At 63.8% G+C, this 19,186-nt stretch carries 20 protein-coding genes; 7 read left to right on the forward strand and 13 right to left on the reverse strand.

The window, feature by feature from the left end; translation table 11 throughout:
* Window positions 1-364: 364 nt before the first annotated feature.
* Complete coding sequence (locus AC0L3S_RS03905; protein WP_473278368.1) at window positions 365-1,513, forward strand: ABC transporter substrate-binding protein; 1,149 nt, start codon at window positions 365-367, stop codon at window positions 1,511-1,513.
* Between the two features lie 34 nt (window positions 1,514-1,547).
* Here AC0L3S_RS03905 and AC0L3S_RS03910 read toward each other — a convergent pair whose 3' ends face one another.
* Window positions 1,548-2,306 carry an SDR family NAD(P)-dependent oxidoreductase gene (locus AC0L3S_RS03910; protein ID WP_473278139.1) on the reverse strand — a complete coding sequence of 253 codons (759 nt, stop codon included), beginning with the start codon at window positions 2,304-2,306 and terminating at the stop codon, window positions 1,548-1,550.
* Between the two features lie 164 nt (window positions 2,307-2,470).
* Here AC0L3S_RS03910 and AC0L3S_RS03915 point away from each other — a divergent pair, with 164 nt between their 5' ends.
* From AC0L3S_RS03915 to AC0L3S_RS03940, 6 genes are read left to right on the forward strand one after another with little or no spacing between them, the layout of a single operon-like run.
* The gene (locus AC0L3S_RS03915; protein WP_473278140.1) at window positions 2,471-3,730 is read left to right on the forward strand and encodes an extracellular solute-binding protein; all 1,260 of its coding nucleotides are present in this window, start codon (window positions 2,471-2,473) and stop codon (window positions 3,728-3,730) included.
* A 2-nt stretch (window positions 3,731-3,732) separates the two neighbouring features.
* Window positions 3,733-4,674 carry a carbohydrate ABC transporter permease gene (locus AC0L3S_RS03920; protein WP_473278369.1) on the forward strand — a complete coding sequence of 314 codons (942 nt, stop codon included), beginning with the start codon at window positions 3,733-3,735 and terminating at the stop codon, window positions 4,672-4,674.
* 34 nt (window positions 4,675-4,708) lie between these two features.
* Entirely contained in the window at window positions 4,709-5,515 is an 807-nt protein-coding gene (locus AC0L3S_RS03925) for a carbohydrate ABC transporter permease (protein ID WP_473278370.1), read from the forward strand.
* A 22-nt stretch (window positions 5,516-5,537) separates the two neighbouring features.
* The gene (locus AC0L3S_RS03930) at window positions 5,538-6,635 is read left to right on the forward strand and encodes a Gfo/Idh/MocA family protein (RefSeq protein WP_473278141.1); all 1,098 of its coding nucleotides are present in this window, start codon (window positions 5,538-5,540) and stop codon (window positions 6,633-6,635) included.
* A gap of 10 nt (window positions 6,636-6,645) precedes the next feature.
* Window positions 6,646-7,290 carry a ThuA domain-containing protein gene (locus AC0L3S_RS03935; RefSeq protein WP_473278142.1) on the forward strand — a complete coding sequence of 215 codons (645 nt, stop codon included), beginning with the start codon at window positions 6,646-6,648 and terminating at the stop codon, window positions 7,288-7,290.
* A complete protein-coding gene (locus AC0L3S_RS03940) occupies window positions 7,287-8,336 on the forward strand; it encodes a LacI family DNA-binding transcriptional regulator (protein WP_473278143.1) in 1,050 nt (349 codons plus the stop codon). Before AC0L3S_RS03935 ends, AC0L3S_RS03940 begins: the two co-directional genes overlap by 4 nt.
* Window positions 8,337-8,359: 23 nt before the next feature.
* Here AC0L3S_RS03940 and AC0L3S_RS03945 read toward each other — a convergent pair whose 3' ends face one another.
* From AC0L3S_RS03945 to AC0L3S_RS04000, 12 genes are read right to left on the reverse strand one after another with little or no spacing between them, the layout of a single operon-like run.
* Window positions 8,360-8,986: an FMN-dependent NADH-azoreductase gene (locus tag AC0L3S_RS03945; RefSeq protein ID WP_473278144.1), complete on the reverse strand. Its 627-nt coding sequence runs from the start codon at window positions 8,984-8,986 to the stop codon at window positions 8,360-8,362.
* Between the two features lie 3 nt (window positions 8,987-8,989).
* Window positions 8,990-10,564, reverse strand: a complete 1,575-nt coding sequence (locus AC0L3S_RS03950; RefSeq protein WP_473278145.1) for an isochorismatase family protein — start codon at window positions 10,562-10,564, stop codon at window positions 8,990-8,992.
* Window positions 10,565-10,581: 17 nt separating this feature from the next.
* Window positions 10,582-11,430 carry an MBL fold metallo-hydrolase gene (locus tag AC0L3S_RS03955; protein WP_473278146.1) on the reverse strand — a complete coding sequence of 283 codons (849 nt, stop codon included), beginning with the start codon at window positions 11,428-11,430 and terminating at the stop codon, window positions 10,582-10,584.
* Between the two features lie 41 nt (window positions 11,431-11,471).
* Complete coding sequence (locus AC0L3S_RS03960; RefSeq protein WP_473278147.1) at window positions 11,472-12,356, reverse strand: amidohydrolase family protein; 885 nt, start codon at window positions 12,354-12,356, stop codon at window positions 11,472-11,474.
* Complete coding sequence (locus AC0L3S_RS03965) at window positions 12,353-13,474, reverse strand: vWA domain-containing protein (RefSeq protein ID WP_473258086.1); 1,122 nt, start codon at window positions 13,472-13,474, stop codon at window positions 12,353-12,355. The genes AC0L3S_RS03960 and AC0L3S_RS03965 overlap by 4 nt, the downstream gene beginning before the upstream one ends.
* Window positions 13,471-14,352, reverse strand: coding sequence for an AAA family ATPase (locus AC0L3S_RS03970; protein ID WP_473258084.1), 882 nt, complete (start codon window positions 14,350-14,352; stop codon window positions 13,471-13,473). The genes AC0L3S_RS03965 and AC0L3S_RS03970 overlap by 4 nt, the downstream gene beginning before the upstream one ends.
* Before the next feature lie 7 nt (window positions 14,353-14,359).
* On the reverse strand, window positions 14,360-15,382 hold the full coding sequence (locus AC0L3S_RS03975) for a xanthine dehydrogenase family protein molybdopterin-binding subunit (RefSeq protein ID WP_473278148.1): 1,023 nt from the start codon (window positions 15,380-15,382) through the stop codon (window positions 14,360-14,362).
* A 1-nt stretch (window position 15,383) separates the two neighbouring features.
* A complete protein-coding gene (locus AC0L3S_RS03980; RefSeq protein ID WP_473278149.1) occupies window positions 15,384-16,979 on the reverse strand; it encodes a xanthine dehydrogenase family protein molybdopterin-binding subunit in 1,596 nt (531 codons plus the stop codon).
* Window positions 16,980-16,990: 11 nt separating this feature from the next.
* Window positions 16,991-17,467, reverse strand: a complete 477-nt coding sequence (locus AC0L3S_RS03985) for a (2Fe-2S)-binding protein (protein WP_473278150.1) — start codon at window positions 17,465-17,467, stop codon at window positions 16,991-16,993.
* A gap of 5 nt (window positions 17,468-17,472) precedes the next feature.
* Window positions 17,473-18,291, reverse strand: a complete 819-nt coding sequence (locus AC0L3S_RS03990; protein ID WP_473278151.1) for an FAD binding domain-containing protein — start codon at window positions 18,289-18,291, stop codon at window positions 17,473-17,475.
* Window positions 18,288-18,737, reverse strand: a complete 450-nt coding sequence (locus AC0L3S_RS03995; RefSeq protein WP_473278152.1) for an SRPBCC family protein — start codon at window positions 18,735-18,737, stop codon at window positions 18,288-18,290. The genes AC0L3S_RS03990 and AC0L3S_RS03995 overlap by 4 nt, the downstream gene beginning before the upstream one ends.
* Window positions 18,738-18,742: 5 nt before the next feature.
* Complete coding sequence (locus AC0L3S_RS04000) at window positions 18,743-19,180, reverse strand: SRPBCC family protein (RefSeq protein WP_007593021.1); 438 nt, start codon at window positions 19,178-19,180, stop codon at window positions 18,743-18,745.
* Window positions 19,181-19,186: the final 6 nt, after the last annotated feature.

The raw sequence follows: 19,186 nt of genomic DNA on the forward strand, positions 1-19,186 counted from the left end.
TCCTGCGTGTGCTTTTCGCGCAGCGGACCGCGGGTGCGAGGTCAGCACCCGGCCTTCCCTGCGCCCTCTTGGACAAGAGGGTGGAGTGACCAAGCAAAGCTCGGGCGATTGCGCCGCGAGAACGCGGCGGTGCGTCCGCCTAGCTCGAGATTCCGGTTCGGCATCTATGTCTTGTCCCTAACGCTAGGGACAGACACGTTGCTGCGATCCGCTTAGCATGGTCCGCCCGGTTGCTCGGGACCGCAGGAGGAAGCGCCTATGTCGGGCGACATGCCTTCTGAGCAGCGACGGTGCGCCCTGGGGAGCGGTGCAAGCTCGAACGGCGGCGTCCGGAGTCATCAAAGCGGACAGGGAGGAACAGGACATGAAGATCGGTTTCGCGCGAGCCTCGCTTCTTGTGGCCTGCGTCCTTTATGGACATGCGGCTCACGCGGACATCAAGATTGGAATCGTGATTTCGGCGAGTGGCCCGGGATCCGCACTGGGGCAGCCGCAGCTCAAGACGGTTGCAGCTCTTCCGAAAGAGATCGGTGGAGAGAAGGTCACCTATATCGTCCTGGACGACGAGTCGGATTCGACCAAAGGGGTCCAGAACGCACGCCGGCTGGTGATCCAGGACAAGGTCGACGTGCTGGTCGGCTCCTCTCTGACGCCGGTGACCATGCCGATGCTGGATGTCGCGCTTGAATCGAAGACGCCGCTGCTGTCGCTCGCTGCCGCTACCGCCATCGTCCAACCGATGGATGAGAAGCGCGCCTGGGCCTTCAAGGTCGTTCCCAATGACGACCTCATGGCTGCCGCCATCCTCAAGCATATCGCGACATCAGGCGTGAAGACGCTCGGCTATATCGGCGTTTCGGATGGATACGGCGAGGGCTACTACAAGGAGGTGAGCCGCCTCGCGCCCGCGTTGGGGCTGACCGTAACCACACATGAGGTCTATGCGCGAGCCGACACCAGCGTCACCGGTCAGGCGCTGAAGGTGATGTCGACCAATCCCGACGCCGTCTTCATTGCGTCCGCAGGAACTCCGGCGGTCTTGCCGCAGCAGGCGCTCCGCGAGCGCGGATACGCCGGGAAAATATTTCAGACACATGGCGTGGCCAGTGAGGAGTTCATCAAGCTCGGTGGCGCGAACGTCGAAGGTGCGGTATTTGCGGGCGAGGCTTTTACCATTGCCGCCGATCTTCCCACGGGAGATCCGTTCCGTCGCTCGACGGAGGAGTTCGTGACCGCGTATGAAGCGGCGAACGGGCAAAAGCCCAACATGTTTGCTGCTCACCTCTGGGATGTGGTCGCGCTGATCGGAAAAGCCGCACCGGATGCGCTGAAGATGGCAAAGCCTGGCACAGCCGAATTTCGCGCGGCCCTGCGGGACGCACTCGAGCGAGGGCAGAACATCTATCTCAACAACGGGCTGTCGAACATGAGCAAGGCCGATCACAACGGCTATGATGAGCGCTCGGCCTTTCTGATCAAGGTCGAAGGCGGGAAGTTCCGCCTGGCAAAGTAGCGGCGCGCCGATGCACGATCTAGCCTGGTCCGCCTCAGACCCAGCCGCCATCGACGATGTAGTGCTGGGCTGTACAGGCGGAAGCCTCGTCGGAAGCGAGGAAGATGGTGAACTTCGCAACTTCGTCCGGCATGAGCTTGCGCTTCAAGCATTGTCGTTGCATCAGCTCGACCTCGGCCTGTGGCGTCATCCATTTATCGAGCTGGCGCTCGGTCATGATCCATCCCGGCGCTATCGCGTTCACGCGGATGTTGTAGGCGCCGTAATCGCGCGCCAGAGAGCGCGTGAGACCGATGACGCCTGATTTGCTGGCGGTGTAGGCCGCCATGCCGCCTTGTCCGGCAATCCAGGACACCGAGCCGAAATTGACGATGGCGCCGGCGTTCGCCGCCTTCATGTCCGGCAACACGGCCTGCGCAGCAAAGAACTGGTGCTTCAAGTTGACCGCGATGCGGTTGTCCCAATGCTCCGGCGTCATTTCCTCGGTGCTGTGCCGCTCGTCATGCGCGGCATTGTTGACGAGGATGTTGATCGCGCCGTGCACGTTGCGCGCGTCCGCGACACCGGCACGCAACGCGGCGATATCGGTCAAGTCGACACGCATGAAGCGCGCGCTAAGACCTTGATCCGACAGCTCGCGTGCCAGAGATTGGCCCGCGTCAACATTGATGTCGAAGAACACGACATTGGATTTCTGCTGTGCGAAACGCCGCACGATCGCAGCGCCAATTCCTGATGCGCCGCCAGTGACGAGAACGACCTTGCCGGCGAGGTCGGAATAAACGGCAGCCATGGATATCCCTCGATTTGTGTTGGGGCAGCACGACGCGCGGCCCGATTCTCCCGCGCACCTTAGCGACCTCCTTCGTGAGGTGCATAGATCAGAATTTCAGTTGCGTACCTCAAAAATCGAAGGCAGGATTGCACCAAAGAATAAGAGCCGTTGGGAGGTATGTGATGAGACTGCTCGGGAAACTGGGACTGGCCGTTGTCGCATGCCTGCTCGGAGCGAAACTCGCTGCGGCCGAAACGACGGTCAAGTGGCTGCACATCGAGGCCAACCCGGCCCAGGTGAAGATCTGGGAGGAGGTGGCGCGCGCTTACGAGGTGTCGCATCCGGGCGTCAAGGTCGAGATGCAGTTCCTCGAGAACGAGGCCTACAAGGCCAAGCTGCCGACCATCCTGCAATCCAAAGACCGGCCCAACATCATCTACAGCTGGGCGGGCGGTGTCCTGAAGACGCAGATCGAGGCCGGCGTGCTCGACGACATCACCGATTCTGTGAAGGGCTACAGCGACAATCTCACACCCGCGGCGCTCGCCGCCTTCACCAGCAACGGCCGGGTTTATGGTCTGCCCACGGCGCTCTCGCAGGTCGGCTTCCTCTGCAACAAGGAATTGATGGCCAAGGCGAAGGTCGATCCTGCCGGGATCAAGAGCTGGGACGATCTGCTTGCAGCGGTAAAGACGTTGAAATCCGCCGGCGTGACCCCAATCGTGGTCGGCGGCGCCGACAAATGGCCACTGCACTTCTACTGGACCCATCTTGCGGTGCGCATCGGCGGCAAGGCGGCGTTCGATGCGGCGCTGCGCGGCGAGAACGGCGGCTTCGCCGGGGAAACCTTCCAGAAATCCGGCGAGCTGTTCAAGCAACTCGTCGATCTCCAGCCGTTCCAGAATGGCTTCCTTGGTTTCAAGAACCCGCAGGCGGTCGGCTATTTCGGGGACGGCAAGGCGGCGATGACGCTCGCGATCAGCACGGTCTATCATCTGCAGCGCGCTCTCGCCGCCGACAAGGTCGGAATGACCGAAGACAAGATCTGCTGGTTCGACTTCCCGGTCGTGACCGGCGGCAAGGGCGCGCCAACCGATACGCTCGGAGGCATCACCGGTTGGCTGGTTACGAAAGGCTCGCCGAAGGAGGCTGTCGATTTCCTGAAATACTTCGTCTCCAAAGAGGTGCAGACGCGGCTTGCCGCCGGCAACTTCATCATCCCGGTGGTGCAGGGCGCGGACGTTGGCTTCAACAACGCCTTCATGAAGCTGATCGCAGCCAATCTGGCGAAATCGGACTACCACCAGAACTTCTATGACCAGAGCCTGGGTCCGTCGGTCGGCCGCGTCGTCAACGACGTCACCGCCGAGATCGCCGGCGGCAGCATGAGCCCGCAAGAGGCTGCCAAGGCGATCGAGGCGGCGTGGAAGCAGGGCAACTGAGGGTGGCGCGGCGGACCGCGAGCGTGTCGGCGATCGGCGCCGCTGGCGAGATGGTCCCGCAGGTCGCGGTCCGTGGCCCGAGTTGGGACGGCAGGCTGACGGTGCTCGTCCTGTTCCTTCCGCCGGCGCTGCTGTTGTTCACGCTGTTCGTTGTGCTGCCGATCGGCGAAGCAGCCTGGTATTCGGGCTTCAATTGGAACGGGTTCGGCAGGCCGACCAACTGGATTGGCCTGGACAATTACCGCTTTGTGCTGGAGACCCGCGCCTTCTGGCTCGCGCTGCGCAATAACGGGCTGATCATCGCTGTTTCGCTCGCCATCCAGCTGCCGCTTGCGCTCACGCTGGCCGTGATGCTCGCCGAGCGCTTTCGCGGGGCGGTGGCGCTTCGCATGCTGTTCTTCATGCCCTATATCCTGGCGGAGATCGCAACCGGACTGATCTTCAGCTTCGTCTATGATGGCGACTACGGCCTTGTGGCTTCGATCTGGCGCAGCTTCGGCGCCGAGCCTCCGCATCTGCTTGCATCGACGGATACGGCCATGCCGGCGGTGCTGATCGTGATCGTCTGGAAATACTTTGGCTTTCACATGATGCTGTTCATCGCCGCGTTACAGAGCCTCGACAAGAGCCTGGTCGAGGCGGCGCGCATCGACGGCGCGACCCGATCGCAAGCCTTGCGGCATGTGGTCATCCCCTTGCTCTATCCAACGATAAGGCTCTCCGTGTTCTTCGCCATCGTCGGCTCGCTGCAGCTGTTCGATCTCGTCATGCCGCTGACGCGCGGCGGGCCTGCGGACTCCTCGAACACGATGGTGAGCTTTCTCTATAACAACGGCATCTCGCGCATGCGGGTCGGCTACGGTAGCGCCATCGGTGTCATTCTGTTCGCGATCTGCGTGACCTTTGCCTTCACGTACAAGCGATGGTTCATGCGCGATGAGTAACGCCAGGATCATTCGCGCGCCGTTCGATCCTGCAATGCTGTTCAAGCTGCTGTTCCTCGCCGTCGTCGCCATCATCGTACTGGTACCGCTGCTCGCGACCTTATTCGGTGGCTTCAAATCCCTGGGAGAATTGCGCGTCAATCCGTTCGGCCTGCCACGTCACTGGGAGTGGCAGAACTATGCCGACATCCTGTTCTCTGCACGTTACTGGCAGCTCTTGCGCAACTCGCTGATCATCTCGACCCTCACGGTGGCCCTGAGCCTGATCGTCGCCTCGATGGCGGCGTTCACCTTTGCCCATATCAGGTTCTATGGCAGCTCGATGCTGCTGAGCTACCTGACGCTGGGCCTGCTGTTTCCGGCCGCGACAGCGGTGCTGCCGCTCTTCATCAAGGTGCGCGATCTCGGATTGCTCGATACATATTTTGGCGTTGCGCTGCCGCAAGCGGCCTTCGGTCTTGCGATGAGCGTGTTGCTGCTGCGGCGTTTCTTCAAGGACATCCCGTACGAACTGCTGGAAGCCGCGCTGGTCGATGGCTGCAGCTATATCAAATTCTTCCGCTATGTGACCTTGCCTTTGTCCCGGCCGATCCTGGCGACCGTCGGCACCATCACCTTCGTCAACAGCTGGAACGCCTATCTGCTGCCGTTGGTGATGCTCAACACCGACGCGCTCTATCCCTGGCCGCTCGGCATCATGGTTTATCAGGGCGAGTATTCGTCCGAGTGGCATCTGATCCTGGCCTTCATCACGTTGACCATCCTGCCGACGATCATTCTCTTTCTTCTGGCACAGAAACACATCGTCGCAGGCCTCACCGCCGGCGCGGTCAAGGGATGAACGGCACCTCACGGAGATCACAATGAGAAAAGTCGGCATCGGCATTATCGGCTGCGGCAATATCAGCACCGCTTATCTGAAGGCGGCGCAGCGTTTCCCCGTTATGGAAATCAAGGCGCTCGCCGATATGCGCAGCGATGCAGCCGAGCGGCAGGGCGCCGCCTTCGGGTTGCCGGCGATGCGGGTTGATCAACTGCTTAAGCGAGACGACGTCGAGGTCGTCATCAATCTCACCGTGCCACTCGCCCACACCGACGTCAGCCTCGCAGTGTTGAACGCCGGCAAGCACGTTCATTCCGAGAAGCCGCTCGGCATCAATGTCACGGAAGCCCGCAAGGTGATGGATCTCGCCGCGCAAAAGGGTCTTCGCGTCGGCTGCGCGCCCGATACGTTCCTTGGCGGTGGGCACCAGACCGCGCGCAAGCTGATCGACGATGGCGCGATCGGAACGCCTGTGGCCGGGAGCGCGTTCTTCGGCTGCCCCGGCCACGAGCGCTGGCATCCGGCGCCGGGTTTCTACTATTTGCGCGGCGGCGGGCCCATGCTTGACATGGGCCCGTACTACATCACCGATCTCGTGCAGCTGCTCGGGCCGGTGGCGAGCGTGATGGGCTCGACGGCGCGTCCGAAATCCGAGCGGCTGGTCACCAGCCAGCCGATGAACGGAACGCTGATCCCGGTCGAAGTTTCGACCCATGTCGCCGGCACGCTCGAATTCGAGAGCGGGGCGGTCGTCTCGATCGCGATGAGCTTTGATGTGCCGAAGCACCGGCATGCGCCGATCGAGATCTATGGCGACAAAGGCAGCATGCTGGTGCCGGACCCGAACCGCTTCGGCGGCGAGGTGCAGATCGCCAAGACCGGCGGCGACTGGGAGCCGGTGCCGCTGACCCACGGTCATGTCGATGGCGAGTTCCGTTCCATCGGCGTCGCCGATATGGCCTCCGCGATACTGAACAGCCGGCCGCATCGTGCCAGCGGCGCGCTCGCGTTCCACGTGCTGGAGGTGATGGAAGCGTTCCAGACCTCCGCCGACGAAGGGCGACGCATCAAGATCGAGAGTCGCGTCGAGCGGCCGGCGATGCTGCCGGCCGGGCGTGAAACCGGACAGATCGACTAAGGACATAAACATGCGCAAGGCAATGATTGTATGGGGCGGTTGGCCGGGGCACGATCCCGATCTTTGTGCTTCGATGATCCGCGGCTGGCTGAAGGCTGAAGGCTTCGAGGTGCGGATCGAAACCACCACCGCCGCGTTCGCCGATCCCGCGATTCACGACCTGTCACTGATCATCCCGATCTACACCATGTCCAAGATCGAGAAGGCGGAAGCGCTCAATCTCTGCGCTGCGGTCCGTAGCGGCGTCGGGCTCGCCGGCCATCATGGCGGCATGGGCGACGCGTTCCGCGAGTCCGTCGACTACCAGTTCCTGTGCGGTGGGCAGTGGGTTGCACATCCCGGCAACATCATCGACTACAAGGTCGACTTGACGAAACCGGACGATGCCATCATGAAGGGCCTGAAGAGTTTCGAGCATCGTTCCGAGCAGTACTACATGCATGTCGACCCCGCCAACGAGGTGTTGGCGACGACGACCTTCACCGGCGAGCACGCGCCCTGGATCGAGGGCGTGGTGATGCCCGTGGTCTGGAAGAAGCGATACGGCGCGGGCAGGGTGTTCTATTCCTCGCTCGGCCACCGCGCTTACGAGCTCGACGTACCGGAGATCCGGACGTTGATGACCCGTGGCATGTTGTGGGCGGCGCGCGAATGAATGCTGGTGCGACCCAGCCGGCGCTTCGTGCCACGCTCGAGGACGTCGCGCGCACGGCGGGTGTTTCGCTCGCTACCGTCGACCGCGTCGTCAACCGGCGCGAGGGCGTGCGCGCCAAGACCGTCGCGCGGGTCGAGGCCGCGGTGGCAAAGCTCGGCTACCGTGCCGACGTCGCGGCCGCTCGGCTTGCCCGGGGGCAGACGTTCCGCTTTGCCTTCGTGCTGCCGACCGGTAGCAACAGCTTCATGACCAACCTGACCGAGCAGGTCCAGCGCACCGCGGACTGGCTAGCCGGCCAGCGCGGCTTCATTGATATCCTCCGTGTTGACGTGTTCGATCCGGACGTACTCGCCGCCGCGCTGGAAAGTCTCTCGCCGGCGTATCAGGGCGTCGCCGTGATCGCGCTCGATCATCCCAGGGTGCGTGCCGCGATCGACGAACTCACCGCGCGCGGGGTCGCTGTGGTGACCCTTGTGTCGGACGCGCCGAGCTCGCGCCGCCTGCACTATGTCGGGATCGACAACCCCGCGGCGGGCCGCACCGCTGCAACGCTGATGGGGCGATTCCTCAATGGTCGCAAGGGGACGGTTGCCGTAATTGCGGGATCGTTGTCGCTGCGCGATCACACCGAACGGCAATTCGGCTTCCACCAGATCCTGTCCAGCGAGTATCCGAACCTGCTCGCGCTGCCAGTGATCGAGGGCCGCGATGATAGCGAGCGCACGCGGGAGCTCACGGCGGCACTGCTCGCGCGCCAGCCCGATCTGCGCGGCATATACTGCTGCGGCGCCGGGAACCGTGGCATCGCCGACGCGCTCGAGGCTTCGGGACGCGCGCGCGAAGTGGTCTGGATTGCCCATGAGCTGACCCAATACACGCGGCGTTTCCTGGTCCGCGGCATGCTCGATGCCATCATCAACCAGGATCCCGGCCACGAGGCACGGTCTGCGGCGCGAGTCCTGCTCGCGCATTGTTCGGGTGAGCCCATCAGCCCCGACCAGGAGCGCATCCGCATCGACATTTTTCTGCGGGACAATCTGCCGTAACTTCGAGTCGCTTGCGGAGTCCATCAGAAGCTCGCGGCCATTGCTGCCAGGCGTTGATGGGCGCGTTCGCGGGCCGCCTCAATGGGCTGTTGTGGTCCGATGGTTGGTCCGATCGGAATGAAACGGACATTGCTGATACCGACAAAACGCAAAATTTCGCGCAGGTAAGGCGTTGCCATGTCGATGCGCCCGCGGTTCATTCCAGTGGCGAAATCGCTGCCGCTGGCAATGATGACGATGGTCGGTCGGTCCTTGAGCAGCGGGAGATACCCCAGGGACGGGTCGAACCGAAAGGTGAGCCCGGGCTGGACGATAATGTCGAACCATTGCTTGAGCTTATAGGGAATGCCGAAGTTCCACATCGGCGTCGAAATCAGCACCCGCTCGGCAAGCGCCAAGCGCACCGCCATCCGCTCGGCCTCCGCGAAGCTGTCCCGCTGCGCGTCGCTAAAGGCCTGCGCCTTCATCCGTGCATATTTGGCCTCGACAATGGGGCCCGAAAACTCCGGCAGGCGCTCGCGCCAGAGATCCATGACGTCCACGTCCCAATCGGGCCGAGTTCGCCGAAAGCCGTCAAGAAAAACGCGGGCGCCGGCGCTTGACCAGGAGTCGTCGCCGGGCGAGCAGGACAGGTGCAGGAGCTTCGCCACCGCTCATCCCAGCGCTTTGATGACCGCATCGGCCTTGGTCACGACGGCGACGTTCTGCATGGCGAAGTTGATCGACGCAGCGTGCCAATCGGCATTCATGGTCGAGCAGCAATCCTCAGGAACGATCATGAAGTAGCCCTTGTCGGCACCGGTCCGCGCCGTGTGCTCGACCGACATGTTGGTCCAGGCGCCGGTGTTGATGATCATGTCGCGACCGGTTGCTTTCAGGATCGTTTCGAGCCTGGTGCCTTCCCAAGCACTCATTCGCACCTTCTCGACCACGAAATCGCCGGGCCTCGGCTCGAGACCCGACACCGGTGCCGCCCCCCAGCTTCCGCGCACCATTGCCTTGCTGTCGACGAGACCCTCGAACAGCGGCGCATTCAGCGTCACGCCGGGCGCGCCGGGCTCGACGACGAACCAGACATGGATGACGGCGACGCCGCGCGCCCGCGCGGATTCCGCGAGGCGGCGGACATTCTCGACGACATGCTGCTGGCGCGCATGTCCGGGCGCGCCGGAATCGGCAAAGGCGCCACCGTCCATGATGACGTCATTCTGGAGATCCTGGATGATCATGGCGCAGCGTCGCGCGTCGAGCTGCATCTCACCATCGGCGAGGATGGGGGCAGCGGAAGCAGAGCCGGCGGCCGCTGTGCCGCCGCCTCGCTTGCCGCTCATATAGGGCTCGTGGCGCGGCCCGACCTTGGTGGGAATGGCATAGACCGAGTGCGTCGAAGTCAGGTACAGCGTGCGGAAATCCGGCCCACCCCAGGTAAGGTTGGCGACGAGCTCGGGCAGGCGGAGCTTGCCGAGCAGTTCGCTCCGCGGCGAATAGACCCAGACCCCGCCGGGTGCCGTGACCCAGATGTTGCCGTGCTGGTCGCACTTCATGCCGTCGGGCAGACCGGGCTCGAGCTCGGAGCGGATGCCGCTCGCGAACACACGCGAACTCGACAGCGAGCCGTCGCCGTTGACGTCGAATACGCGGATCAGCGCCTGCGCGGTGTCGTTGACATAGAGCAGTTTCTCGTCGGGCGAAAAGCACAGCCCGTTCGGCTGGTCGAACAGATTGCGGTCAATTACCAGTTTCGGCTCGGCGCCGGGCACCACGCGATAAACGCCCTGGAAACCGAGCTGCCTTGGCCGCTCGACGCCATAGACCGGCATGCGGCCATACCAGGGATCCGAGAAATAGATCGCGCCGGAGGAGTGCACGCAGACGTCGTTCGGGCTGTTGAGCTCCTGCCCCCCAAAGTGCGAGGCCAGCACCTCGCGCCGCCCATCCGGCCGCTCGCGGATCAACGACGATGTCGCGTGCTCGCAAACGATCAGATTGAGCTCGGCATCATAGGTCATGCCGTTGCATTTGTTCGACGGGCGTTTGACCTCGGCGACGCCGCGCCGCGCATCCCAGCGCCGGCGCACGTCGCCCGGCATGTCTGAGAACAGCAGATAATGATCGACCGGATGCCAGATCGGTCCCTCGGTGAAGTCAAAACCGGTGCCGATCTGCGCGACCGGTGCGTAAGGATCGATCAGGGTCTCGAATTCGGAGCGCAAGGTGACGTGCGTCATCGTCCATCCTCTGGCGTCTAGGCGGGAAACCAGTTGCGCTGGGGCAGGGACTGCACGATCGGTCCGGGGACCTGGTCGTGCAGCCGGCCGACGACGTTGCCGCCTTCGATCCTGGCGGGACGGTCGTGGACCGGCAGCAGATAGCGCGAACTACTGAGCAGCTTCTTGATCGCGGCCTTCTCGGCGCGCTTGGTGGTGCCGTGATTGCCGGTGGTGCGCGGCTCCCAGTCGTGGATCTCGTTGAAGGGCGTCACGATCTGGTCGTTGAAATCATAGATGACGTCACCGCAGATGGTGGCGATGCCGTCGGCGGTTTCGACGATGATGTTCATCGAGCCCTCGGTATGCGCATTCGCGGCGTCGCAGTAGACGCCTGGCATCAGCTCGATCGGACCCGTGATCTCGAGATCGAGAAAGCGCAGCGCGCTCTTGGTGTGCAGACGGTCGATCAGATGCTTGATATCTGGCGCCGGATATTGCGGATGCATCAGCCCGGACACGGAATATTCAAGCTCCCGACGGTTGAGGACGACGGTCGTGTTCATCGGAAACAGATCGTCCTTGCCGGCGTGGTCGATGTGCAGATGGGTGTGGCAGACGAAGCGAACATCGCCCATCCGCACGCCGTGCCGCGCAAGCTGGTTCTCTATCATGTGCTCGTGATACTGCAGGCCGCGCATCCCCAGCGTTTCCATGATCTGGTTGGAGCGGTAACCCGTATCGACCACGACAGGATATTTGCCGCCGAGGATCAGGAAGCCGAGGGTGAGGACGCGGCGGGTGCGGCCGCAATCACGGCCGAGAACCAGAAAGCTCGATTCCAGCTCAATATCGCCATAGTCCAGAATCTTGATCTCCAGCGGCATTCCGTCCCTCCCTGTGTCCGTTCTCGTTGATTCCTCGGCGCTCAGAGCCGATAGACGCGCATGGCAGTGGTTCTGAAAATGGCTTCGCGCTGATCATCTCGTAGCGGCGCCGCGGCGGCACGGAACGCGTCGATCAACTCGCGGTAACTGGTCCACAATTTCTCGATGGGAAAATTAGAGCCGAACAGGCAGCGCTCGGCGCCGAAGATCGCGATCGTGTCGGTCAGCACGGATGCGATATGCGCGGGGTCGTTGCGGTGGATGAAGGTTCCGAGCCCCGACAGTTTCGACACGATGTTCGGGCATGCGGCGAGGCGGGCCATCCCGGCGCGCCACGCGGCGCGGCTCGAGGGTGCAAGATCCTCCAGCATGCCGGCGTGCTGGAGGATGAAGGTCACCTTGGGGCAGGCTTCCGCAAGGTGCGCGGCGTCAGGCATCTGCGGCGTGAACACCTGAAGGTCAAAGCTCCAGCCATAGTCTGCAAGGCGGGCCACGTTGCGCTGGATCACGGGATCGGTGCAGAGATCCGGTCGCGCGGCGAAGCGATAAAGCGGGTTCTCGTGCCAATGCAGTTGCATGCGGACGCCGCGTACGAGGGCGTAGCGCTTCAGGCGGTCGAGCTGTGGACGCACGTCGTCCACTGAAAAGTCCGCGTAAGCTACGATGGCATGCGGCCAGCCGTGCTCCTCGGCGGTCTGCTGCACCCAGGCCGCCTCGTCCTCGAAGCGGTCGTTGGCCCAGTTGGTCTGGACATAGACAGAGCGGGTGACGCCGCTGCCCTCGAGGTCGCCGAGATATTCCTCGATCGGGTAATCGCGCCGGATCGGCTCGTACGGCCCGAAGATGCGCGGCTGCATCGGACCGACCAACCAGGGCAGGTCGGCTTGGCGCCAGATATGATGGTGCCCATCGACGATGTCCGTCACGCAACTCTCCTTTGTCCCAGCGCCAGCACATGCGCGACGATCGACGCGCTCGATCCTCCATCGACGAGGTCGTCGACGAAGCGTTCGATCGCGACCAGCGCTTCGGTCTGCGGGCGAAAGCCGGGACCAGCCGCGAGCGGCGTCAGCCAGCTCACGCGCCACGCACGGCGCGATAGTTTCGCGACCGCATCGCGCAGCACATCGGGTTCGCCGCGCTCCAGGCCGTCGGAAACGATGATCACGGCAGCGCCCCGCGCGTATCCGCTGAAGCGGGGCACGGCGAGAAAGGCCTGGAGCGCGTCGCCGATCCGGGTGCCGCCGTCCCAGTCGCTGACCGCATAGGCTGCGGCGTTGAGCGCCTGCTCACGGCGTTTGAGACGCAACGGGCGGGTGATGCGGGTCAGCCGCGTGCCGAAGGTGAAGACCTCGACGGTGGGCGCCGCCTGCACTAGCGTGTGCGCGAACTTCATGTTCTCTTCGGTGCGGGTCTTCATCGAGCCGGAGACGTCAATCAGAAGCAACACCTTGCGTGGACGCTGCCGCCGCTTCAAACGTCCCAGCCGGAGGATTTCGCCGTCGCTGCGCACGGAGTCGCGCAGGGTGCGGCGCAAATCCGCGTAGGGACCGCTGCGTGCCCGCATGCGGCGATGGCCGCGCCGCTTCGGCAGGCGCCTGGACGCCTCGCGGGACAGCCGGCGCAGCGCATCGGTGGTCGAGAGCTGCGCAAAGCGGCGCTCGACCAGAGCTTCGGTGCGCGCAGCTGCGAGACCGGACTCGTTGGCCTCGTCCGACAACAGCGGCTCGTCGTTTCCACGGGCCTCCTCCTGCAGCCGAACCGTCTCCTCGTCCTCGCCATCATCGACGCGCTCGATGGCCTCGTTTCCGCGAAAGTGCAGATCGAACAGCCGGTCGAACGTTGCGCGACGCTCCGGTGGAGGGGCCAGTGTCGCGAGGGCTGCCTGCCGAATGTCCTCCAGGCTGCGGGGACCGAGCAACTGGATCGCGGCCAGGAACGAGGTCGTCTGTTCCGGTGCGACGGCAAACCCGTTCGTTCGCAGGAGCCCCACGAACGAGATGAAAACACGCGCAGCGCGCGGCAGTTCGGGTTCGGCGCTCATGCAGAGGCCTCCGCCAGCAGGGCGTCCAGCCGCGGCGAAATGAAGTGCAGATCCTCCTCGTCTTTCAGGGCAACGCCGATCGAGCGCCTGAAGGCATCGGGCCACCGCGCGCCGCCCTTGTGCAACAGCGTGGCGGCCTCAGCCCAGTCGACGGCCTCGGCAATCCCTGGCGCCTTGCTGAGCGGCTCGCGCCGCAGCTTCTCGACGGCCGCGACGACGGCGCGCGCGGTCCCCTCCGCAACGCTGGAGGCCCGCATCATCACGATGCGGGCTTCGCGCTCCGCCGAGGGATAGTCGATCCAGTGATAGACGCAGCGCCTCCGCAACGCTTCATGAAGATCCCGCGTGCGGTTTGAGGTCAGGACGACGACCGGACGCTCCGAGGCACGCACCGTACCGCGCTCCGGGATCGAGATCTGGAAGTCGGACAGAAACTCGAGCAGGAAGGCTTCGAACTCCTGGTCGGCGCGATCGATTTCGTCGATCAGCAGCACAGTTGAGTCAGGCGCGCGGAGCGTCGCCAACATCGGTCGCTCGATCAGAAACGTTTCGCCGTAGATGTCGATGCTCTCATCGCCGGCCTGGCGGATTGCGAGCATCTGGCGCGGATAGTTCCATTCGTAAAGTGCGGCGGATGCGTCGATGCCTTCGTAGCATTGCAGGCGGATCAGGCGGCGGCCGAGGACGGCGGCAATGGCTTTGGCGGCCTCGGTCTTGCCGACGCCCGGCGCGCCTTCCAGCAGCAATGGCTTGCCGAGTGCGAGAGCGAGATAGGCTGCGGTCGCCAGCCCCTCGTCGGCGAGGTAATAGGCCGCCCGAAGCGCCTTCTCCAGTGCTTCGGGGCTATCGATGCCGACGATGTTGCTGCGGACGGCCATCGCGCCCTCAGCGCCGCGCCTGAGGGCGCGCGCCGCCCTCAGCCTTGATCGCGCGCAGCACCTTCTCCGGCGTAATCGGCAGATCGTCGATGCGGACGCCGACGGCGTTGAAGATGGCGTTCGCAACGGCCGGCAATACGGGATTCGCGCACATTTCGCCGGGGCCTTTGGCGCCGAAAGGGCCATCGGGCGCGGGGCGTTCCAACACGGCGATGTCGTGCGGGCAGATGTCGCCAGGACCGGGCATGACATATTCGACGAAGTCGCAAGGGCCGTGGACAGGGTCTGGATAATAGGGTTCAGGCGTCTCGTAGAGCGCGTGACTGACGCCCATCCAGGCGCCGCCGACGAGCTGTTGCTCGACCAGACGCGGGTTGAGCGCACGGCCGAGCTCATAGGCAGAGTCCATGCGGATCATCGTGACCTCGCCGGTCTCGTCGTCGACCTCGACCTCGGCGACGAGACAGGCATGGGCATAGCAGGTCGCCGGCGACATCTCGCCAGTTTCCGGATCGACGTTCGAGAGCGGCACCAGGAAGATGCCACGGCCCGAGATGGTCTTGCCCTGTTTGAACTGCGCCGCGATGGCGACGTCCTTGGTGGAGATCGAGCGGTGCGGCGCACCCTTGACGTGGATGTTGCCCCGTCCGTCGGTTTCGAGATCGGCGGCATTGACCTCGAGTTCCTCTGCGGCCGCCTCCATCATCACGCCGCGCGCCTCGCGCGCCGCCGCCATCACGGCATTGCCGACGCGGTGGGTGCCGCGCGAGGCAAACGAGCCCATGCAATGCGGGCCGGTGTCGGAATCGGCGGTGTCGACATAGACGTCCTCGACGGGTACGCCGAGTGTCTCTGCGCAAATCTGTCGCGTTACCGACTTCATGCCCTGACCGAGGTCGATCGAGGATAGCGCCACGGTGAACTTGCCGCTTGGATTGGAATGAACCAGGGCTTGGCTGGGATCGCCGCCGAGGTTCATGCCGATGGGATAATTGACCGAAGCGATGCCGCGTCCGCGATGTCGGGTCATCTCAACGTCTCCTGGTGCCGAACACGGATGAGAAGCGGCCCGCCCCATGCGCCGGCGATGCCGGCCGCGGTGGCTGCGGCGAGGGCGGAGTCGGTGGTGGGGGCTCGCGCGGTGGTTCCCGTAACCCGGCCGTCGGCAGGCGATCATAGCTCGTGCGCTGCTGCGCCGGCGCAGCTGTCCGCGCTTTGGTATCGGCAGGCGTCCGCGGGATGGCGGCGCGGCTGCCGCCACCGTCCTTGCGGGAGGAGGCGCGCTTGAACTCGTCGCGGATCGGCCATTTGGCTTTCTCCGCTGCGACCTGGACACACTCGATCAGCGCCGTGTTCTTGGCCTCGCGCCGATGCGCCTTCATGTCGCCGTCGCGATAGGCATTGAGGATCCGGAACTCCATCGGATCCATGCCGACGAGATTCGCGAGCTTGTCCATCTGGCACTCGATCGCAAAATCCATTGCCGTGACGCCAAAGCCGCGCATCGCGGTTGCCGGCGTACGGTTGGTGAAGACGCAGTAGACGTCGCCATAAACGTTCGGGATGGTGTAGGGGCCCGGCAGATGGGCTGCGCATTTCACCGCGGCATAGCTCGATAGCCGCGTATATGCGCCGCTGTCGAAATATGCGCGGACCTTTCGCGCGACGACCCGGCCGTCGCGCATCACGCCGTCCTTGATGTAGATGCGCTCGGCGCCGCGCGGCGGGCCGTATTGCATCTCTTCTTCGCGTCCGAACACGTAACGCACGGGACGTCCCGTCAGCATCGCACCCAGGATGCATAAAGGTTCGGTCAGCGTGTCCACCTTGCCGCCAAAGCCGCCGCCGACCGTGCCGCCGATGAAATGGAAGGTGTTGGAGGGGACGTCGAGGATCTTGGCGCAGGTGTCAACCGAGAAGAACAGCGCCTGCGTCGACGTATAGACGACATAGCGGCCGTTGGTGTCGGGCGCTGCGATCGCCCCATTGGTCTCGGTCGGCGCGTGCTCGATAGGCGACATCTGGTAACGCTGTTCGAGCACGTGATCGGCGGTCGCGAGTGCGGCATCGGCGTCACCAAAGCGGAGTTTCTGGTGGTCGTATGCGTCGTGATAAATGAAGGCATTCTTCGGATACGTATCGTTGACGACGGGCGCGCCGGCCTTCAGAGCATCTTCAACGTCGAACACGGTCGGCAGCGGCTCATAGTCGATCCGCACCTTTGCGATTGCCTCGAACGCCTCGCGCTCGCTGTCGGCGACGATGGCCAGGATCGGCTCCCCCTTGTAGCGGACCTTGTTGACAGCCAGCGACGGCTCGTCGTCCTTGCCGAAATTGATCAGGCTCAAAAGTGTGTTGAGGTTACGGGGCACGTCGGAGCCGCGGATGATCCGGCGCACGCCGGCTGAGCGCTCGGCGTCCGCGGTGTCGATCCGTCGGATCCTTGCATGCGAATGGGTCGAGCGGACGACTTTCAGGTGCAGCATGCCCTGGAGCTTGTGGTCGTTGAAATAGCTCGATGTGCCCGTGACATGGCCGAGCATGTCCTGGCGCTGCGTTCCCTTGCCGATCTCGTTGAGATTGTCGTCGCGCTCGTCGGCGAAAATATCCTTGCGCAGTTCCAGCATGATGTGGTCCTTCAGGCGCTCACCCGGCCGCCGGAGGCGGCGAGGATGGCGTTGATGATCGGCTCGTAACCGGTGCACCGGCAGATGTTGCCGGAGATCGCCTCGACGATCTCGGCGCGGCTCGGGGAGGGATTGCGATCAAGCAGTGCCTTGGCAGCCATCAGCATGCCCGGCGTGCAATAGCCGCACTGGGCAGCAAAGTTCTCGGCAAAAGCGTGTTGCAGCGGGTGGAGGTTGGGTCCTTGCTTCAGGCTATCCAGCGTCTCGACGGAGCGGCCGGCGACGGTCTCGGCCAGTGTCAGACAGGAGAGATGGAGCTCGCCGTCGATCAGGACGCTGCACGTGCCGCAGCCGCCCTGGCCGCAGCCGAATTTCGGCGTCATATCGCCGATCAATTCGCGAAGCGCGACGAGCAGGTTGGTGCCGCCATCGACGAAAATGGCGACATCGCTGCCGTTGTGACGAAATTGCAGGGCAGTCTTGGCCATACGATCTATTCCTGATCCAAAAGAAGACGACGCAGGTGTACGCCGACGATCTCGCGGCGATACCAGGCGCTGCCGAGCGCATTGTCGGACGGCGATGTTCCTTCCGCGGCTGCGGAGGCGGCGGCCGCAACGGTCGCGGCATCGAGCGAGCGGCCTTCCAGAGCGCGTTCGGCCGCCCGTGCACGTATTTGCGTCGGCGCCATCGATCCCAATGCAATTCGTGCTCCGGCGATCCGTCCGCCACTGATTGGCAGATGTGCGGCGAGCGTGATGACCGAGCCGCCTTTGGGCTTGATCCGTGCGATCTTGCGGTAGCGGAAAGCCTCCGCGCTTGTTGGTCGTGTGCACGACACCGACAGCACGAGCGTGCCCGCCTGCCTTTCACGCGACTGCAAAAACTCCTCAATTGGAATGTCGCGCGATCCAAAACCGCCTTGCAGAGCCACGGTGGCATCGAGCGCAAGCAGGGCGACGGTGAAATCGCCATAGGGATTGGGCGCGAACAGATTGCCGCCCACCGTACCCATGTTGCGCACCGCCGGGCCACCAATCGAGCGGGCAGGGGCGTGCAGGAAAGCGAGGTCGCGCTCGCCCAGAATCCGGGCGAAAGTTACGCTCGCACCCAGTGTGATCCGCGGGCCGGAGGGGTCGATGCGCGTCAAGGCATGGTCATTTGCGCGCACGACGGTCGAGATCGAGATGTCGCCTTCGTTCAGTGCGCGCATCACCAGCGTGCCGCCGCCGAGATAGCGCGCGTTGCGATCGGACGACAGCGCGGCGGCGGCCTCGCTCGAGCTCGTGAAGGTCTTCACGGTCACAGTCATGTTGACACGGCCTCCTTGAGGTGCCGGCGGATCGCGTCGAATCCCGCCTGGTAGATGTCTTCCGCGACCATTTGAGTGAGGCGGTCCTTGTCCTCTGGCCGCGTCGAGAAGCGGGATTCCCAGTGCCAGAAGGTGCGGTCGCCGTCGGTCACGGGCAGCAGGCGGACGTGGGCCACGTAGTTGAACATCGGGACCGGCGTATCGAGCAGGCAATAGCTGAAGGTCTGCTCCAGATCCGACAGCGTCAGCAATTGCTCGCGCAGCTCCGAGCCGTCCTGCAGCTTGAAGCGCCTGACGCAGCCGATCTTGTCTGAGGCCTGCGCACGCTCGATCGTGGAGGTCGCGACCGCCGGATGCCAGCGATCGTGCCCGTTGAAGTCGCGCAGCACGGCCCACACGGAGTCGGTCGGCGCATCCAGGATCGTGCTCTTGACGATATGCGGCACCGCGCTCAGCCTCCGAACTGGCGTTTGAGGGCGTCGAAGCCGCCCTGGAACACGCCGCCGCCGATATTCGCGACGAGTTCCGCCTCCCGCTCGGGTGCGCAGTCGAACTCGGCGGTCCATTCCATGAAGGTCTGGTCGCCGTCCGTGACCGGCGTCAGCCGAAGCGTCGCGACGTAGTCCTCGACCCCCATCGGGGATTCGAGGATCGAGTAGGTGCAAAACATGTCGTAATCGGACAGGCCGAGCAGCTTTTCCCGGATACGATCGCCGTTGCGCAGGCGAAAATCCCTGACGCAGCCGATCTTGTCGGAGGGTTCACCGCCCTCGATGCGGCTTTCCGCGATCGCGGGATGCCAGTTCGGCAGACCGTTGAAGTCGCGTACCCGCGCCCAGACGCGATCGTTGCGCGCGTTGACGACGGTTGAGACGTAGACGCGGGCCATGGTGCG

This window comes from Bradyrhizobium sp. Ken01 (assembly GCF_055807355.1).

Bases quoted from the DNA above. Each gene is read 5' to 3' on its own strand.
- AC0L3S_RS03905 (WP_473278368.1), top strand. From the start codon at position 365: ATGAAGATCGGTTTCGCGCGAGCCTCGCTTCTTGTGGCCTGCGTCCTT.
- AC0L3S_RS03910 (WP_473278139.1), bottom strand. From the start codon at position 2,306: ATGGCTGCCGTTTATTCCGACCTCGCCGGCAAGGTCGTTCTCGTCACT.
- AC0L3S_RS03915 (WP_473278140.1), top strand. From the start codon at position 2,471: ATGAGACTGCTCGGGAAACTGGGACTGGCCGTTGTCGCATGCCTGCTC.
- AC0L3S_RS03925 (WP_473278370.1), top strand. From the start codon at position 4,709: ATGCTGTTCAAGCTGCTGTTCCTCGCCGTCGTCGCCATCATCGTACTG.
- AC0L3S_RS03930 (WP_473278141.1), top strand. From the start codon at position 5,538: ATGAGAAAAGTCGGCATCGGCATTATCGGCTGCGGCAATATCAGCACC.
- AC0L3S_RS03935 (WP_473278142.1), top strand. From the start codon at position 6,646: ATGCGCAAGGCAATGATTGTATGGGGCGGTTGGCCGGGGCACGATCCC.
- AC0L3S_RS03940 (WP_473278143.1), top strand. From the start codon at position 7,287: ATGAATGCTGGTGCGACCCAGCCGGCGCTTCGTGCCACGCTCGAGGAC.
- AC0L3S_RS03950 (WP_473278145.1), bottom strand. From the start codon at position 10,564: ATGACGCACGTCACCTTGCGCTCCGAATTCGAGACCCTGATCGATCCT.
- AC0L3S_RS03955 (WP_473278146.1), bottom strand. From the start codon at position 11,430: ATGCCGCTGGAGATCAAGATTCTGGACTATGGCGATATTGAGCTGGAA.
- AC0L3S_RS03965 (WP_473258086.1), bottom strand. From the start codon at position 13,474: ATGAGCGCCGAACCCGAACTGCCGCGCGCTGCGCGTGTTTTCATCTCG.
- AC0L3S_RS03970 (WP_473258084.1), bottom strand. From the start codon at position 14,352: ATGGCCGTCCGCAGCAACATCGTCGGCATCGATAGCCCCGAAGCACTG.
- AC0L3S_RS03975 (WP_473278148.1), bottom strand. From the start codon at position 15,382: ATGACCCGACATCGCGGACGCGGCATCGCTTCGGTCAATTATCCCATC.
- AC0L3S_RS03980 (WP_473278149.1), bottom strand. From the start codon at position 16,979: ATGCTGGAACTGCGCAAGGATATTTTCGCCGACGAGCGCGACGACAAT.
- AC0L3S_RS03985 (WP_473278150.1), bottom strand. From the start codon at position 17,467: ATGGCCAAGACTGCCCTGCAATTTCGTCACAACGGCAGCGATGTCGCC.
- AC0L3S_RS03990 (WP_473278151.1), bottom strand. From the start codon at position 18,291: ATGACTGTGACCGTGAAGACCTTCACGAGCTCGAGCGAGGCCGCCGCC.
- AC0L3S_RS04000 (WP_007593021.1), bottom strand. From the start codon at position 19,180: ATGGCCCGCGTCTACGTCTCAACCGTCGTCAACGCGCGCAACGATCGC.